Source organism: Clostridium sp. CM038 (assembly GCF_055081105.1).
Genome location: NZ_CM143651.1, coordinates 304,871 through 321,258, shown reverse-complemented (window position 1 = coordinate 321,258; position 16,388 = coordinate 304,871). Strand labels below are relative to the sequence as shown.

The window sequence follows — 16,388 nt, the reverse complement described above, 5'->3', positions numbered from 1 at the left end:
TAACACACTCCTTTTATTTTTTTAAAAACTAAAAGTAATAAATATTTTTAAAACTTACTCTAATGCTAAATTTCAGCATTAGAGCAAGTTCATTTAAATACTACTTTAAAATCTAATTATTTGTTTCTTAATGTATTAATCTGAGCTATCATTTCTGGAATAACTTTTATGAAATCTCCAGCGATTGCTACATCAGCAGCTTTCATGATTGGCGCTGTTGCATCTTTGTTTATAGCTATTATGAAATCAGAATCTTGCATACCAGCTAAATGCTGAATTGCTCCTGAAATACCGCAAGCTATGTATACAGTTGGTCTTACAGTTTTTCCTGTTTGACCTACTTGAACTGCTTTATCTATCCAACCATTCTCAACTGCAGCTCTTGATGCTCCAACAACTCCACCTATGGTAACTGCAAGTTTTTCAAGTAACGCGAAGTTTTCTTTACTTCCAACTCCACGACCACCAGATACTATAATGTTAGCTTCTCCGATATCCGCTAAAACTGAAGCAACTTTTACAACGTCTACTGTTTTAGTTCTGATATCTGATTCTTCTAAGTTTACAGTTATTTTTTCAACTGGGCAGCTTCTTTTTTCATCTCTAGCTAATTTTTCAAAAACTCCTGGTCTAATAGTAGCCATTTGTGGTCTATGTTCTCCACAAACTATTGTAGCCATTAAGTTTCCTCCAAATGCTGGTCTTGTCATCATTAGATTGTTGTTTTCTGTATCTATATCTAATGAAGTGCAATCAGCAGTAAGTCCTGTTGAAAGTCTTGCGGATACTCTTGGTCCTAAATCTCTTCCTAAATAACTTGCTCCTACAAATATAATTTCTGGTTTTCTTTCATTTGCAAGATCACATATTACTTTTGTATATGCATCAGTTGTAAAGTGGCCCAATAATGGATGACTAGCAACTATTACTTTGTCAGCGCCATATGCTACTAATTCTTTAACCATATCATCCGTTTTATCTCCAAGTAATACAGCTGTTAATTCTTCTCCTAATTTATCTGCTATTTCACGTCCCTTACCTAAAAGTTCAAATGAAATCTTTTGAAGTTCTCCGTCTCTTTGCTCAGCAAAGACCCATACGCCCTTGTACTCTTCTATATTCATAACTTAATCCTCCCTGCTTCTTAGATAAAGTGATTTTCTTTTAATTTTGAAACTACATATAAAGCAGCTTCATTAGCTGGTAATTGTATTAATTCGCCTTTTCCCTTAGCTTCTTTGGTCATAGACTTTTTAACCTTTGTTGGTGAACCTTTAAGACCGAGAACAGCTATGTCTGCTCCGATATCTGCTGCATTCCAAACTTTTACTTCTTTATTTTGGAACATTTCAAAAATGCTTTTTATGTTCATATATCTTGGCTCATTCAACTCTTTTATTGCTGTTAAAAGAACAGGAGTCTTAACTTCTATATCTTCATATCCGTCTTCCCAAGCTCTTCTAACTTTTAATCCACCCTTAATTACATCAACTTTTTCAACATATGTTATTTGAGCAAGATTTAAATGTTCTGCTATTTCAGGTCCAACTTGCGCTGTATCTCCGTCTATAGCTTGTCTGCCTGCAAACACTACGTCATAATCTAATTTCTTTAAAGTCGCTGCAAGTGCATGAGATGTAGCTAATGTATCTGCTCCTGCGAATGCTCTGTCAGATACTAATATTGCTTCATCAGCTCCCATAGCTAAAGCTTCTCTCAAAGCTTTTTCTGCTTGTGGGGGTCCCATGCTTATTACTGTTACATGTGCACCATGTTCATCTTTTAATCTTAAAGATTCTTCCAGTGCATTTTTATCATCTGGATTTATTATTGATGGAACGCCTTCTCTTATAAGTGTTCCTGTTTTAGGATCTATTTTAACTTCGTTTGTATCTGGAACTTGTTTTAAACATACAACTATATTCATTCCTTAATCTCCTCCTACTTTAATAAATTTCCAGCTATAACCATTCTTTGAACTTCTGAAGTTCCTTCATATATCTCAGTTATCTTAGCATCTCTCATCATTCTTTCTAATGGATATTCTTTAGTATATCCATATCCTCCGAAGATTTGAACAGCTTTAGTTGTAACTTCCATAGCTGTTTCTGACGCAAATAATTTTGCTCTAGCAGCTTCTACTGTATATGGTAAACCATTATCTTTATTCCATGCTGCTTTATATATTAAAAGTTTAGAAGCCTCAATTTTAACATCAAGTTCTGCAACCATCCATTGTAAACCTTGGAATGCTGAAAGTGGTTTTCCAAATTGTTTTCTTTCTTTCATGTATTTAGTAGCTTCATTGAGTGCGCCTTCTGCAATTCCTAGGGCTTGAGCCGCTACTCCGATTCTTCCTCCATCAAGGGTTTTCATTGCGATACCGAACCCTCTTCCTTCTTTTCCAAGCATGTTTTCTTTAGGAACTATGCAGTTTTCAAATACAAGTTCTGTAGTTGATGATGCTCTTATTCCTAATTTATCTTCGTGTTTACCAATTGAGAATCCTGGAAACTCTTTTTCAACTATGAAAGCAGTGATTCCTTTTGTTCCCTTAGTTTTATCAGTCATTGCAAAAACTACAAATGTATCTGCTACTCCACCGTTTGTGATAAATATTTTTGAACCATTTAATATATAGTTATCACCATCTAAAGTTGCTGTAGTTTGTTGACCTGACGCATCTGTTCCTGCATTAGGTTCAGTTAGTCCAAAAGCTCCTAGTTTTTCACCTTTTGCAAGTGGAACTAAATATTTCATTTTTTGTTCTTCTGTACCGAAAGCATCTATTGGGCCAGCACATAATGAAGTATGAGCTGATAGTATAACTCCTGTAGTTGCACATGCTTTTGATAGTTCTTCAACAGCCATAATGTATGATACATTATTTCCGCCTGCTCCACCGTATTTAGTAGCAATTGGGATACCCATCATATGGTATCTAGCCATTTTCTCTACAGTTTCGCTAGGAAATCTTTCTGTCACGTCTATTTCCGCAGCTAAAGGTTTAACTTCGTTTAATGCGAACTCACTTACCATCTGTTTTACAAATTCTTGTTCTTTTGTCAATGCAAAATTCATGAACTTTCCTCCTCACTATTCTCTGAGACAAATAATAATCTTTAATTGTTATCTGCCTATTCTTTTTACAGAATACTTTTTATTACTTATTTTTAAAGCATTTTTCTGTTTTTTCAATAAATGCTGTCATTCCATTTTTTTGATCTTCAGTCGCATAACATTCTCCGAATATCTCTGATTCGTATGAAAGCGCTGAATCTATATCTATTTGTATTCCCTTATTGATTGCTGCCTTACAAAAGCTTACAGCAATAGGTGCTTGTCCTGCAATTGTATTTGCTAGTGCTTTAGCTTCTGATAATAAATTTTCTGGATCAACTACTTTATTTACAAGTCCAATTCTTAATGCCTCTTCCGCATTAATAATCTTTGCTGTATAAATTAGTTCTTTAGCCATTCCAAGTCCTACAAGTCTAGGAAGTCTTTGCGTACCTCCAAAGCCAGGAGTTATTCCAAGACCTACCTCAGGTTGTCCAAATTTTGCTTTTGAAGAAGCGATTCTAATATCACAAGCCATAGAAAGTTCACATCCTCCACCTAGCGCAAAACCGTTTACTGCAGCTATTATAGGTTTTTCTAAAGTTTCTAGTTTTCTGAAAACTTTATTCCCTAGATTTCCAAATTTCCTTCCACCCATAACATTAAGATCTTTCATTTCGGTGATGTCAGCCCCTGCTACGAAAGCTTTTCCTTCTCCTGTTAAGATCACTGCGTAGATTTTATCATCTTCAGCAATTTCATCTATTGCTAAATCTAGCTCTTTTAATGTTTCTGTATTTAATGCATTTAGAGCCTTTGGTCTACTAATTGTAAGTATTGCGACTTTGTCTTCTTTTTGAAGAACAATATTCTTGTATTCCATAACAATCAACTCCTTACGAATTAATCCATTCATTAAATATTTGTTAATAATATAACAAATAAACCTAAATGTAATTGAAGCCCTTCGCCTCAATTACATTATATCTCTTTATAGTAATTATTTCAACAAGAAATATTCATAATCTTTTAAATTAATCTTGTTGATTTCATAAACTTTATAAACTTTGTAAATTTTATGAATATGATTTGTCATTCATTAAACAACTAAGTGTTAGCAAGCTCTCACTTAAATGGACATTCTCCACAATTGTTTCTACAGGCACCTCTAAATCCACAGGTGCAAAATTCCATATACCTTTAACCCCATTTGCTACCATTATGTCACTAACTTTTTGAGCACTAATATGTGGAACACATATTACGCCAATATCTATTGGTGTCGCTTTAAGGAAACGCGCTAATTCATCTAAGTCTATTACTTCAACATCTCTAATTTTTAATCCTATAAGCTTTGGGTTAACATCAAAAATACCCGCCAAGTTAAATGATAGCTTTTCAAAATTAGTATAATTGGCAATAGCTTGCCCGATATTCCCCGCGCCTACTATTACCATCTTATATTCTTTTGAGAGTCCTAGTATTCCACTAATTTCATTCAACAATTCTTTAACATTATATCCGTATCCCTGTTGTCCAAAATCTCCAAAACAATTTAAGTCTTGTCTAATTTGAGATGCTGTAAACCCAATCTTTTCGCCCAATTCTTTCGAGGATATCCTATCTACATCATTTCTTAAAAGTTCTTTTAAATATCTATGGTATTTAGGCAATCTTTTAATAACTGCCATTGATATATTCTTTTTTCTTTCCACAATATACACTCCTCTACGAATATCATAAATTACATACTATCTATACTAACACACTATTATAAATTAAAACTACTTTTGCTATAAATTTAGTAGTTATTGTGAAATTATTACCATTATATATATATATATACTATTATTAAAAATTAATCTATATATATTTCTTTTTTACTACAAAAAATTAAATATAAATAGTACAATAATATATGAAGCAACTTTAATTAATATTTATAACTAATTAAGTTGAATTTTTTTAATACTACATAACAGGGAAGGTGAAAACAATGATAGTTTTAAGTTGCAAGGATATTCACAAAAGTTACGGCATAGATGTTATTTTAGACAAAATAACTTTAAGTATAAATGAAGGTGAAAAGATTGGATTTATTGGTGCTAATGGGGCAGGTAAATCTACGCTTTTTAAAATACTCACATCACAATTGGATTATGATAATGGTGAGCTATTTATAGATAAAAATAAAAAAGTTGGTTATCTATCTCAAAATCTTGAATTAACTTTAAGTAATACTATATATGAAGAAACTCTTTTAGTATTCCACGATCTATTAGGCCTCGAAAAAAGACTTAACAATTTAGAATCAAAAATGAATGAACCTTATGATACTTCCAAAGAAGAATATAATAATAGAATAATAAAAGAATATACATTAATCTGTGAACTTTACAATAACAGGGGCGGCTACACATATAAAGCTGAAATTAATAAGGTTCTCAAAGGTCTTGGCTTTATGGAAGAAGATTATAATAAGCCAATAAACATACTAAGTGGAGGTCAAAAGACTAGAGTTGCACTATGCAAATTATTACTTAAAAATCCCGATATTCTTTTATTAGATGAACCTACTAACCACCTAGACTTAGATGCTATAGAATGGTTAGAAGATTATTTGAAATCTTATAAAGGAACTATTTTTATAATATCCCACGATAGATTCTTTTTAGATGCTATTACCAATAAAACTTTTGAACTTACTAACGGTCATGTAGATTCTTATAATGGAAATTATACAAATTTTATTGATTTAAAGAAAAAAAATTATGAAGTTCAATTAAAAGCATACAATTTGCAACGCTCAGAAATAAAAAGGCAAGAGGACATCATAACTAGATATAGATCCTTTAATAGAGAAAAAAGTGTAAGAGCTGCAGAGAGCAGACAAAAATCCTTAGATAAACTCGACCGGGTTGATTCCCCCGACACAGCTCCTAGGGAAACTAAAATCAAATTTGAAACAGAAATTAAAAGCGGAAATGACGTTCTCCATGCAGAAAATTTATCAAAACGATTTGGAGACAATCTTTTGTTTGAGAATTTAAATCTAGATATAAAAAGATCCGAAAAGTTCGCTCTTATTGGTGAAAATGGTCGTGGCAAAACCACTCTTTTAAATATTATAATGGATAAAATTTCAAGTGATACAGGTATAAAAATATTGGGCAAAAATATTTTTGTAGGATATTATGACCAAGAACAATCAAATTTGAATCCAGAAAAAACTATAATAGATGAGGTTTGGGATGAATTTCCTAAACTTACTACCACAGAAGTACGTACTGCATTAGCTGCATTTTTATTCATAGGAGAAGATGTATTTAAAAGTATATCCACATTGAGTGGTGGTGAAAGATGTAGAATTAATCTTCTAAAAATAATGCTATCAAAATCCAACTTTTTACTATTAGATGAGCCAACAAATCACTTAGATATTATGTCTCGTGAAGCTTTAGAAGATTCGATACTTGGATATGACGGTACTGTTCTTGTAATATCTCATGATAGGTATTTCTTAAACAAGGTAATTACTAAAATACTTGAATTAAAACAAGATGGTCTTAAAGAGTATTTAGGTAATTATACTTATTATATAGAAAAAAAGAAAAACCCTCTAAGGTTCCAAGTAGAAGAAGCCTACGACGGCATGTCAAAAACTCAAATTAATCTTGATAAAAGAAAGAAGAGAGATGAACAAAAACTAGAAAAACAAAAGAAAATCGATTTAAAAGACCTAGAAGATAAAATTACCTCATCGGAACAGCGATTAGAAAAATTAAATAGTGATCTTTGCCTTGAAGAGATTTATTCAAGTCCTAGTCGGAGTGTTGAGACAAACAATCAAATTTCTAGTATTAAAACCGAACTTGAAACTCTTTATGCAAACTGGGAAGACTTTATATCGGAAGTGGACTAAAAATTAAGGCTCTTAGCACACAATCAAACATTTGTGGTCTAAGAGCTTTTTCTTTTAGATACCTAAATTAATGCCCCTTCTAATAAAACTTTAATATTGTCCTTATAAATTTTATTAAACTGACTTATTGGCAGAGGATTTTTTCCAATTCCGACCTCAATGGTATAACCCGGCCTTCTATATTTTTCTATAAACCAATCCTTATATCCTGCATAGCTTGTGATTCCATAGGTTTCTGCTAATTCATAACCACTTAAAGAGGAAAATATCTCTCCTATTTTTCTAGCCTCAGCACTTGCCAAATTTTGAAAATCCCAGTATATTACTTCCCCTTGGGTGTGATACGCTATTACTAATCTAAACCCATGTTTTCTTGTAAAATCTGCTACCGCTTTAGACTCTGATTCTGATTCTGGCGCAGTACCTGAATATCTTGTAGGGCCCGGTCCATATACGCCATAACTTTTTTCCGCGTCCTTTGATTTTTGCCACATAGCATCATAGTTATGATTAAGGTCTACACCGCGAATATTAGCACTCCATGTTTTAGAAAAATCAGAACTCCCATTATTCCACTTAATTAAATCATTGTAGTATGGGTTACTCCTCTCTAGGCCATTAAGCACTAAGTCAATCCCATCTGGATTTACCATAGGCATAATGTATATAGTACTTTTATTCCAGATATCTAAGGCACTATACCCTTCTATATTTTCACCTGTTGCATAGGCTTTAGAAAAGTTTTCAATAAACTTCATCAAAAGCACAGTAGTTATCCATTCAATAGCATGATGAGATCCATTATAAAAAACTTTATTGGGTCCATTACCGAGTTTCACATAATAAAGTTCTTTTCCAAGCTCACTCTTGCCGCCACTAGCCACTTCAATAAATGGGTATCTAGCCTTTAGCCCTTCTAAATCTTTTTTCATAATATCATAAGTGTAATCAATATTTGTATAAACTACATCTAATGAATATGGAACTATGATCACCTCTCCAACCTGCAAGTTGTTAGGATTTATTTGAGGATTTGCAGTAATTATACTTTCTACGGTCACAAAGTACTTACTTGCTATAAGGTATATTGTATCACCCGGTCTAATTCTATAAGTATCATAACCCATTAAAAATCTATTCATAAGTTTATAAGTATCATCATTTACTGTGCCTGTAGGTGATAAGCCAAAATATCTTTGAAACATCAATACTGCCTGTGCCGTTTTAGTTCCGTAAATTCCGTCTATTCCTCCTACATCATAGCCTAATTTATTAAGTAGTGCTTGTATTTCCATTACCGATGTTCCTCTTGAGCCTATTTTTAGGGTTTGCAACTTTTACCCTCCTAAATTTTTCTATAATACTATTATATGAATTTTAATAAAAATGTTGCAGGTTTTAACGAATAAAATACCACACCTATTTTTTTTGCCTCCTCCTTTGTATATAAATTTTCACTCATAAAAATATATTTCTCCTTTTTTGACTTATTATATGATGTCATGTATAATTTTGTCATACATATTAATATTTTTTCACAAAAAATCATAAATATGTTTTCTTGTATAGATTAATTTCACATAATAAAATAGGAGGAATAATAATGTTTAAAAAATTTACAAATGGTTGTGTTAATCTTGTCCAAAAGTATTTACCAGACCCATTCATATTTGCTGTAATCCTTACCTTTCTAGTATTAATTTTAGGGATGGTGCTTACTGGTCAAGGACCATTAGCTATGACTATTCACTGGAGTAAGGGTTTGTGGACGCTCCTCGCTTTTTCAATGCAAATGGCGCTAGTATTAGTTACAGGTCATGCGCTTGCCAATGCACCATCTTTTAAAAAGGGTCTTAAAATTCTTGCAAAAATCCCTAAATCACCAAGTCAAGCAATTATTCTTGTTACAATTATTTCTACTATAGCTTGCTGGATTAACTGGGGCTTTGGTCTAGTTATCGGAGCTATTTTTGCTAAGGAATTAGCTAAAGAAGTTAAAGGCGTAGATTATAGACTTTTAATAGCTTCTGCTTATTCAGGCTTTTTAGTATGGCATGCCGGTCTTTCTGGTTCTATACCACTAGTAGTTGCTACAGGTGGTCCTGAGGTAGTAAAAGCTACTGCAGGTGTTGTTACTTCACCTATACCAACCAGCGCTACATTGTTTTCAGGTTATAATCTAATTATATTAGCTATACTTTTAGTAACCTTGCCTCTTATAAACAAAGCTATGCATCCTGACACTGAACATACTATTACTATAGATCCAAAACTTTTGGTGGAGGAACCAATGATTATAATAGCTAAAGAAAAAATGACTCCCGCTGATAAACTTGAGAATAGCTCTATTATCTCAATGTTATTAGTAATTATGGGCTTTAGTTATATTATTTATTATTTTGTTAAAGGTGGTAGTCTTGATTTAAATATTGTTAATGCTATCTTCTTGTTCCTAGGAATTGCTCTTCATGGAACTCCTATAAGGTTTGTTAACGCAATTACATCCGCTGCTAAAGGAACTGCTGGAATTATACTTCAATTCCCATTCTACGCGGGTATTATGGGTATGATGGTTGGTACAAGTGCTAGTGGAATTTCTCTCGCAGGAGTTATGTCTACTTCTTTTGTTAGTATATCTAATCAACATACCTTCCCTCTATTCACTTTCCTAAGCGCAGGACTTGTTAACTTCTTTGTACCATCTGGTGGTGGACAATGGGCTGTTCAAGCTCCCATTATGATGCCCGCTGGTGCAGCTTTAGGTGTGCCTGCTTCAAAAACTGCTATGGCTATTTCATGGGGAGATGCATGGACTAACATGATTCAACCTTTCTGGGCATTACCCGCTCTTGGAATTGCCGGTCTCGGTGCTAAGGACGTAATGGGCTTTTGTATAATCGACTTATTATACTCAGGTGTTATTATTGGACTAGGGCTAATGTTTATATCATAATAGCTAAGGGACTGTCTCAAACTGATTAAAAGTTATTTTAAGTTTATATCGATACCTGTAGATCGGACACTTTGGTAAAAGTGTCTGATCTACAGGTACTTTTTTTGCATAATATAGAATATTGTTACATAGGAGCATTTTAAATTTATATAGCTAATAAGGGGGAATCAAAATGTTCAAAAAATTTACAAATGGTTGTGTTAATCTTGTCCAAAAATATTTACCAGACCCATTCATATTTGCTGTACTTTTAACATTCTTTGTATTAATTTTAGGCATAGTTCTTACTGGACAAAGTCCTTTGGCTATGACTATTCACTGGAGCAAAGGTTTGTGGACATTACTTGCTTTTTCAATGCAAATGGCATTGGTATTAGTTACAGGCCATGCTCTCGCCAATGCACCATCTTTTAAAAAAGGTCTTAAGACCCTTGCAAAAATACCTAAATCACCGAGTCAAGCAATTATTTTGGTTACACTTATTTCTACTATAGCTTGTTGGATCAACTGGGGCTTTGGTTTAGTTATTGGGGCTATTTTCGCTAAGGAATTAGCTAAAGAAGTTAAAGGAGTAGATTATAGGCTTTTAATAGCTTCTGCTTATTCAGGCTTTTTAGTATGGCACGCTGGTCTTTCTGGTTCTATCCCACTAGTAGTTGCTTCTGGTGGTCCTGAAGTTGTAAAAGCTACTGCAGGCGTTGTTACTTCTCCTATACCAACTAGTGCAACATTGTTTTCAGGTTACAATTTAATTATATTAGCTGTACTATTAATTACATTGCCTCTTATAAACAAAGCTATGCATCCTGACATTGATCATACTGTCACTATAGATACAAAACTTTTGGTTGAGAACCCAGTAGTTATAATAGCTAAAGAAGCAATGACTCCTGCTGATAAACTTGAAAACAGCACCCTTATCTCAATGTTATTAGCAATTATGGGCTTTAGTTATATTGTTTACTATTTTGTTAAAGGTGGTAGCCTCGATCTAAACATTGTTAATGCTATTTTCTTGTTCCTAGGAGTTGCTCTTCATGGAACTCCTAGAAGATTTGTTAATGCAATTACAGACGCCGCCAAAGGCGCTGCTGGAATTATACTTCAATTCCCATTCTACGCAGGTATTATGGGAATGATGGTAGGTACAAGCGCTGCTGGAATTTCTCTTGCAGGTGTTATGTCTACTTCTTTCGTTAGTATATCTAATCAACATACCTTTCCACTATTCACTTTTCTAAGTGCAGGACTTGTTAACTTCTTTATACCATCTGGCGGTGGTCAATGGGCTGTTCAAGCTCCTATTATGATGCCTGCCGGTGCAGCTTTAGGCGTACCTGCTGCGAAAACTGCTATGGCTATTGCTTGGGGAGATGCATGGACTAATATGATTCAACCCTTTTGGGCATTACCCGCTCTTGGAATTGCTGGACTCAGTGCTAAGGACGTAATGGGTTTTTGTGTAATTGACTTATTATACTCAGGTATTATTATTGGGTTAGGATTATTCCTTTTCTAGGAAGTTTTTATTATAACAACAAAAGGGGTACATCTTTAAATGATTAAATAAATCAATTAAAGATGTACCCCCTATTTTTTTATTATAAATTTATTAAATTAAACCTCTCTCAACTATCTCCGTAACAGCAAAACTTGCTACATCATCAGCAAATTTTCCTGGTCCGAAACCTGCATCATATCCAAGCTCTTTAGCAAGTTCATGAGTTATTCTTGGACCTCCACAAATTAAGACAACTTTATCTCTGATTCCTTCTGCTTCTAATAATTCTACTAGATTAGTAAGGTTTTGGATGTGTACATCCTTTTGAGTAACTGTTTGAGAAACTAAAAGAACATCTGCTTTAAGCTCTATAGCTTTTTTGATAAATTCTTCATTCTCAACTTGGCTTCCCAAGTTCAAAGCTTCTATCATAGGGTATCTCTCAAGACCATAGTGTCCTGCAAATCCCTTCATGTTCATTACAGCGTCTATCCCAACTGTATGAGCATCTGTTCCTGTACTAGCTCCAATTATTACAACGTCACGTTTAATGTTTTCTTTTATATATTCTCCAATTTGTTTCATATCCATTGTTTCTACTTCTACAGTTTGAACATGAATTTCTTCATAGTTTACAGAATGCGATAATGAACCATAAATAACATAAAAAGAAAATTCTTTATCTAAAGATGCATGATGAGCACAGTTTGGATTTTTAAGTCCCATAGCTTTAGCAAGTTGAAGTGCTGCTTCTACTCCTCTTTCATTATCTTCTACTGGAAGTGTAAAGCTCACTTGTACCTTACCATCATTCATAGTATCTCCATAGGGTTTAATCTTTGTTAAATCCAAATTTTGATCATACTCTTTAACTTCTAATGAATATTGTCCTTCGCTCATTATTTATTTCCCCCTAACATTAAATCTATAAATGGGTTAAAGTAAGCTTTTTCTTTTTCTACAACTCCTGCAAGTCCTTTTCCACCAGTATAAGGTCTCTTAATTCCTGCAAATTTCCCTTGCTGTATCGTACTGAATAAGCCTTCTTTTTCAATTTCTCCAATTAAATCTGCTGCTTTATTTAATACTTCATCAACCCTTGTTTCCATCATGCCACCTTTTTTGAAGGTGATTTCTGATCCTAAATCCTTCATAGTTCTAAATATATATTGAGCATTGTCTATTGATAACGCTCTATCTGACATAAATGGAGTGTGTATTGCTTCTGTAAGCATTCCAAGAAGATGTAACTTTTGTCCTGTCATAATAGTAACCATATTGAATAATGTATCTTGTACTTGTCCTTTAAATATATCTCCAGTCTTAAACTTAGTTGGAGGCATATATTTTAGTGGTGCTCTCGGAAAGATTTCTCTTGCCATTTGCGCTTGTGCTAATTCATATATAAATCCATTTTCAACATCTGGACTTATTTCAAACGCATGCCCAAGTCCCATTTGTTCTTCTGGAATTCCAGCAACTAATGCAAATTGTTCATTTATAAATTGTGAAGCAAGCACTGTATGAGCTTCTTCTACTGCATCTGCAGTAGTTAAATAATTATCTTCTCCAGTGTTTATAATAACTCCCGCAAATCCATTTATTACTCTTGAGAAATATTGGTCAACTATAGTTCTTTGCATGTTGATATCGCGGAAAAGAATTCCGTATAAAGCATCATTGAGCATTACATCTAATCTTTCTATAGCTCCCATAGCAGCTATTTCAGGCATACATAATCCAGAACAATAATTACAAAGTCTTATATATTTCCCCAATTCTTCTCCAACCTCATCAAGGGCCGCTCTCATAAGTCTGAAGTTTTCTTGTGTTGCAAGTGTTCCTCCAGTACCTTCCGTTGTAGCTCCGTATGGAACGAAGTCAAGTAAGCTTTGTCCTGTACTTCTTATTACGGCTATTACATCTGCGCCTTGCTTAGCAGCTGCTCTTGCTTGGGTTATATCTTCATAAATGTTACCTGTAGCAACTATTACATAAAGATATGGGCTACTCTTATCGCCAAATTTTTCAAGGTATGATTCTCTTTTGCCTCTATTTTCTTTAATTTTAGCAACCATTTCTTTAGCTACTTTATCTACAGCCATTTTTATTTCGAATTCTTCATGCATAGGAGTTTTAGTTAAATCCATTTCACCTTTTGCTACTTTCTCAGCAATTTCTTGTGGTGAAAGACCAGTTTCAACCATAGCATTTCCTATAAACATTGACGCACCAAGTGCTAATCCATTACCATTTTTAATGTTATCCACTACTACATTTGGAATTGGTACTCCAACTTCATCTACCCCATCAATACCTAAAAGTCTACACACCGTTCTTTCTACTGTTACTGTAGTATGTATGTCAATAAATTCTTGAGTATCTTTTGCTATGTTTTTAGCTGATTGTCTAGCTTTACTCACAACATCCCAATTCATATTTAATTTGCTTTCCATTTTATTCCTCCTAATTGTAGAAACTTTTTGCTATATCCACTATTTCCTTTTCAAGTCCTAGTAATAATGCTATATTAAGTGCATCTTTTGGCACTTCATTTTCTTTTGAAACCTTCTCTAGCTTGTAATTCATATGTTGTTGTATTATTTCAACAGAATGAGTTTTATTTAAATCTATCTTGTACTTTAGCGCATTAAAATCTACATTTTTAAGTCCCATTACTTGATAATGTTCCATATTCTCCTCAACTACTCCATCGTAATGAGTTGAAATTAAGCTTATTGATTGAAATTTAGTCAAGTATTTAGAAAGAGATTTCATAAGATAGTACCCTTCTTTTGGATTAGTACCTCTTGCAAACTCATCTAGAGCTATAAATCCATTTCCTATTTTTGCAGACTCTACCACTTCTTTTAACTTTATTATTTCTGCACCAAATGTACTTAAGCCTTTGGATATGGACTGCATATCATCTGAAACAAAATGAATAAAATTAAGGATTGGAAATTGTGCTTTTTTTGCAAATACAAAAAAGCCCATTTGCCCAAGCAGTAAATTCAGAACAATAGTCTTAAGGGTAACGCTTTTCCCACCCATATTAGCACCAGTTATAATAGTTGTACCACCAAATAGCTCTATACTAACTGGGGTAAATACCTTTTTACCTTTTTCTAATATTTCTTTAATTTCAGGATTAAAGGCTTCATCAAGATTAATCTTCATTTCTTCACAAATTTTCGGACGGGAACCATTATAATCTATGGATAAATTCGCTTTGGCAATCAAAAAGTCTAATCTACCTATCGCTTTTATATTTTGGTTTATGATCTCAGTTTCCTTAGAAATCTGGAGTGTTAACTCTTTTCTAATCCTTAGTTCTTCCTCTTCTTCTTCTATAACTAAATCTAACCTTTGCTTCTTTAGTTCATTTACTTCTTCCTCGGTTTTCACAGTAAAAATTTCTTTTTCCTTTTGTTTTTTCTTTTCACGAATGCTTTTCAAAGTTTTAGAATACTCATCATAAACATAAAAAGTAGACATTCCCTTCTTCTGTGGGTCTAGGAGGGAGATAATCTCATCTAAAGAGTTTAGATGAACCTCCTCTATATCAAGCTGTAATTTATCCAAAATATTTTTTAAATCTGTTACTAATATTGAAAAATATTTAATTTCATATAATTCAACTTCATCTAATGTTTCTGATTCATTACATCTTTTAATAGAATTTCTAATATCTTTTAGTTTACAAAATATTCGTCCTATTCCATTATACTCTTGACTATGAGCTCTCATTGATTTAATCATATTTTCTAGACTATTTAATTCATGAGTTAATTCATTTATTTCTGAATCTTTAAATGGTCTAATATTTTTTTTCTCCTCAAGCCCATAAGAAGTAGTTATCCCCAATTTATCCATAACAAAAGAAAAACCAATTTGATCCCTCTGCTGCTTATCTAAAAATTTCATTTTACTCCCCTCCAATAACATCAAATACAGGTATATTTAATTTATCCCTAAGCCCATCTAAAAACTTCTGCTTATCAAATTCATACCCATAAGGTGATTTTGGATTGGATGTAACACATACTATATTAATGGGATTTATTGTTTTTATAATTCCACCTTGCTTTTTAAATTTATAAAGGGTTTCCCTAGTTAAAAAGAGCTTTGTTCCATCTTCAACTAGGAAAATTACACCTTTATACTTATTTGTAGATGTCATAATATCTTCTAGTAGGTTATCTGAAACTACACCTTTAATAACTACATAGGAGGCATTTTCATCTAAAGACCCAACAATTTCCTTAGAAGATCCCAATGCTGTAATTGCATCTAGCATTTTTATAGTATTATCTTTGCAAATAATACCTATTCTGCCGATGCGTAAAACTTCATTAGCGAGATTTAATACTTCATTATTCTTTTCATTTTCCAATGAAAGTAATTTAACAGTATGACTAGTTTCTTCTATAACCTTATCCATACTTTTTGACAGCGCCGCTCCAGTTGATAAAATTGTAGCATTTGTAATTGATGGAGAGGCGAAGGTTTTTCTATTAAGGGCACCATCCACAATTACAAGCTCACTTCCAAACCTTTTAAGATCATCACATATTAAAGTCATATAGGAATTTACAGATGGACCGCCTAAATCTACATATCCGTCACTTAATGCTCTGCATATAATTATTTCACCCATAGGAGTGTTGAAACCAGTAGTTTTTAAAATCTCCCTGGTAATATCACTATTCAATAAGCATTGTTTTGCAGTAGCAATTATAGTTCCTTCTTCAATGTAAATTTTAGGTTTTTCAGTAGCAGTTACTTGGTCCAACTCTTCTCCGTCTCTTCCTATAGAGGTAAGCCCAAGGGATATTTCCCCTCTGGCTTCCCTCAATATATGATTTAAGGTGGTTGTTTTTCCTACATTTTTATTCATTCCTATGATAGAAATACTGTCATATTTTTGAATCATATTGAAAATGCTTGGG

13 protein-coding genes are annotated in these 16,388 nt (G+C 33.2%); 3 read left to right on the top strand and 10 right to left on the bottom strand.

The window, feature by feature from the left end; translation table 11 throughout:
- Positions 1 to 116: 116 nt before the first annotated feature.
- The 5 genes from ACWJKS_RS01425 to ACWJKS_RS01405 form a co-directional block, all read right to left on the bottom strand.
- Entirely contained in the window at positions 117 to 1,124 is a 1,008-nt protein-coding gene (locus ACWJKS_RS01425) for an electron transfer flavoprotein subunit alpha/FixB family protein (RefSeq protein ID WP_216302298.1), read from the bottom strand.
- A gap of 20 nt (positions 1,125 to 1,144) precedes the next feature.
- Positions 1,145 to 1,927 (bottom strand): electron transfer flavoprotein subunit beta/FixA family protein, encoded by a 783-nt coding sequence (locus tag ACWJKS_RS01420; protein WP_216302299.1) that lies wholly within the window; start codon positions 1,925 to 1,927, stop codon positions 1,145 to 1,147.
- Between the two features lie 14 nt (positions 1,928 to 1,941).
- Positions 1,942 to 3,081 (bottom strand): acyl-CoA dehydrogenase, encoded by a 1,140-nt coding sequence (locus ACWJKS_RS01415; protein ID WP_165412576.1) that lies wholly within the window; start codon positions 3,079 to 3,081, stop codon positions 1,942 to 1,944.
- Between the two features lie 82 nt (positions 3,082 to 3,163).
- Positions 3,164 to 3,943 carry a short-chain-enoyl-CoA hydratase gene (locus ACWJKS_RS01410; RefSeq protein ID WP_165412577.1) on the bottom strand — a complete coding sequence of 260 codons (780 nt, stop codon included), beginning with the start codon at positions 3,941 to 3,943 and terminating at the stop codon, positions 3,164 to 3,166.
- 193 nt (positions 3,944 to 4,136) lie between these two features.
- Positions 4,137 to 4,775: a redox-sensing transcriptional repressor Rex gene (locus tag ACWJKS_RS01405; protein ID WP_165412578.1), complete on the bottom strand. Its 639-nt coding sequence runs from the start codon at positions 4,773 to 4,775 to the stop codon at positions 4,137 to 4,139.
- Positions 4,776 to 5,056: 281 nt separating this feature from the next.
- On the opposite strand from ACWJKS_RS01405, the gene abc-f reads away from it, so the two are divergent.
- Positions 5,057 to 6,982 carry a ribosomal protection-like ABC-F family protein gene (gene abc-f / locus ACWJKS_RS01400; protein ID WP_216302301.1) on the top strand — a complete coding sequence of 642 codons (1,926 nt, stop codon included), beginning with the start codon at positions 5,057 to 5,059 and terminating at the stop codon, positions 6,980 to 6,982.
- A gap of 62 nt (positions 6,983 to 7,044) precedes the next feature.
- Here abc-f and ACWJKS_RS01395 read toward each other — a convergent pair whose 3' ends face one another.
- Entirely contained in the window at positions 7,045 to 8,316 is a 1,272-nt protein-coding gene (locus ACWJKS_RS01395) for a M14 family metallopeptidase (protein ID WP_216302302.1), read from the bottom strand.
- 269 nt (positions 8,317 to 8,585) lie between these two features.
- Here ACWJKS_RS01395 and ACWJKS_RS01390 point away from each other — a divergent pair, with 269 nt between their 5' ends.
- Positions 8,586 to 9,935 carry a TIGR00366 family protein gene (locus tag ACWJKS_RS01390; RefSeq protein ID WP_216302303.1) on the top strand — a complete coding sequence of 450 codons (1,350 nt, stop codon included), beginning with the start codon at positions 8,586 to 8,588 and terminating at the stop codon, positions 9,933 to 9,935.
- Positions 9,936 to 10,107: 172 nt separating this feature from the next.
- Positions 10,108 to 11,454: a short-chain fatty acid transporter gene (locus tag ACWJKS_RS01385; RefSeq protein ID WP_220287276.1), complete on the top strand. Its 1,347-nt coding sequence runs from the start codon at positions 10,108 to 10,110 to the stop codon at positions 11,452 to 11,454.
- Positions 11,455 to 11,547: 93 nt separating this feature from the next.
- Here the strand turns inward: ACWJKS_RS01385 and kamE are convergent, their stop codons facing one another.
- From kamE to kamB, 4 genes are read right to left on the bottom strand one after another with little or no spacing between them, the layout of a single operon-like run.
- Positions 11,548 to 12,336: a lysine 5,6-aminomutase subunit beta gene (gene kamE, locus ACWJKS_RS01380; protein ID WP_220287274.1), complete on the bottom strand. Its 789-nt coding sequence runs from the start codon at positions 12,334 to 12,336 to the stop codon at positions 11,548 to 11,550.
- On the bottom strand, positions 12,336 to 13,892 hold the full coding sequence (gene kamD / locus ACWJKS_RS01375; RefSeq protein ID WP_216302306.1) for a lysine 5,6-aminomutase subunit alpha: 1,557 nt from the start codon (positions 13,890 to 13,892) through the stop codon (positions 12,336 to 12,338). The genes kamE and kamD overlap by 1 nt, the downstream gene beginning before the upstream one ends.
- A 10-nt stretch (positions 13,893 to 13,902) precedes the next feature.
- Positions 13,903 to 15,363 carry a lysine 5,6-aminomutase reactivase ATPase KamC gene (gene kamC, locus ACWJKS_RS01370; protein WP_216302307.1) on the bottom strand — a complete coding sequence of 487 codons (1,461 nt, stop codon included), beginning with the start codon at positions 15,361 to 15,363 and terminating at the stop codon, positions 13,903 to 13,905.
- A 1-nt stretch (position 15,364) separates the two neighbouring features.
- Complete coding sequence (gene kamB, locus ACWJKS_RS01365) at positions 15,365 to 16,372, bottom strand: lysine 5,6-aminomutase reactivase subunit KamB (RefSeq protein ID WP_216302308.1); 1,008 nt, start codon at positions 16,370 to 16,372, stop codon at positions 15,365 to 15,367.
- Positions 16,373 to 16,388 lie beyond the last annotated feature (16 nt).

Excerpts from the sequence above, each read along its gene's own strand:
- kamD (WP_216302306.1), bottom strand. The coding sequence starts at position 13,892 with ATGGAAAGCAAATTAAATATGAATTGGGATGTTGTGAGTAAAGCTAGA.
- kamB (WP_216302308.1), bottom strand. The coding sequence starts at position 16,372 with ATGATTCAAAAATATGACAGTATTTCTATCATAGGAATGAATAAAAAT.
- ACWJKS_RS01390 (WP_216302303.1), top strand. The coding sequence starts at position 8,586 with ATGTTTAAAAAATTTACAAATGGTTGTGTTAATCTTGTCCAAAAGTAT.
- abc-f (WP_216302301.1), top strand. The coding sequence starts at position 5,057 with ATGATAGTTTTAAGTTGCAAGGATATTCACAAAAGTTACGGCATAGAT.
- ACWJKS_RS01385 (WP_220287276.1), top strand. The coding sequence starts at position 10,108 with ATGTTCAAAAAATTTACAAATGGTTGTGTTAATCTTGTCCAAAAATAT.
- kamC (WP_216302307.1), bottom strand. The coding sequence starts at position 15,363 with ATGAAATTTTTAGATAAGCAGCAGAGGGATCAAATTGGTTTTTCTTTT.
- ACWJKS_RS01425 (WP_216302298.1), bottom strand. The coding sequence starts at position 1,124 with ATGAATATAGAAGAGTACAAGGGCGTATGGGTCTTTGCTGAGCAAAGA.
- ACWJKS_RS01415 (WP_165412576.1), bottom strand. The coding sequence starts at position 3,081 with ATGAATTTTGCATTGACAAAAGAACAAGAATTTGTAAAACAGATGGTA.
- ACWJKS_RS01420 (WP_216302299.1), bottom strand. The coding sequence starts at position 1,927 with ATGAATATAGTTGTATGTTTAAAACAAGTTCCAGATACAAACGAAGTT.
- kamE (WP_220287274.1), bottom strand. The coding sequence starts at position 12,336 with ATGAGCGAAGGACAATATTCATTAGAAGTTAAAGAGTATGATCAAAAT.
- ACWJKS_RS01410 (WP_165412577.1), bottom strand. The coding sequence starts at position 3,943 with ATGGAATACAAGAATATTGTTCTTCAAAAAGAAGACAAAGTCGCAATA.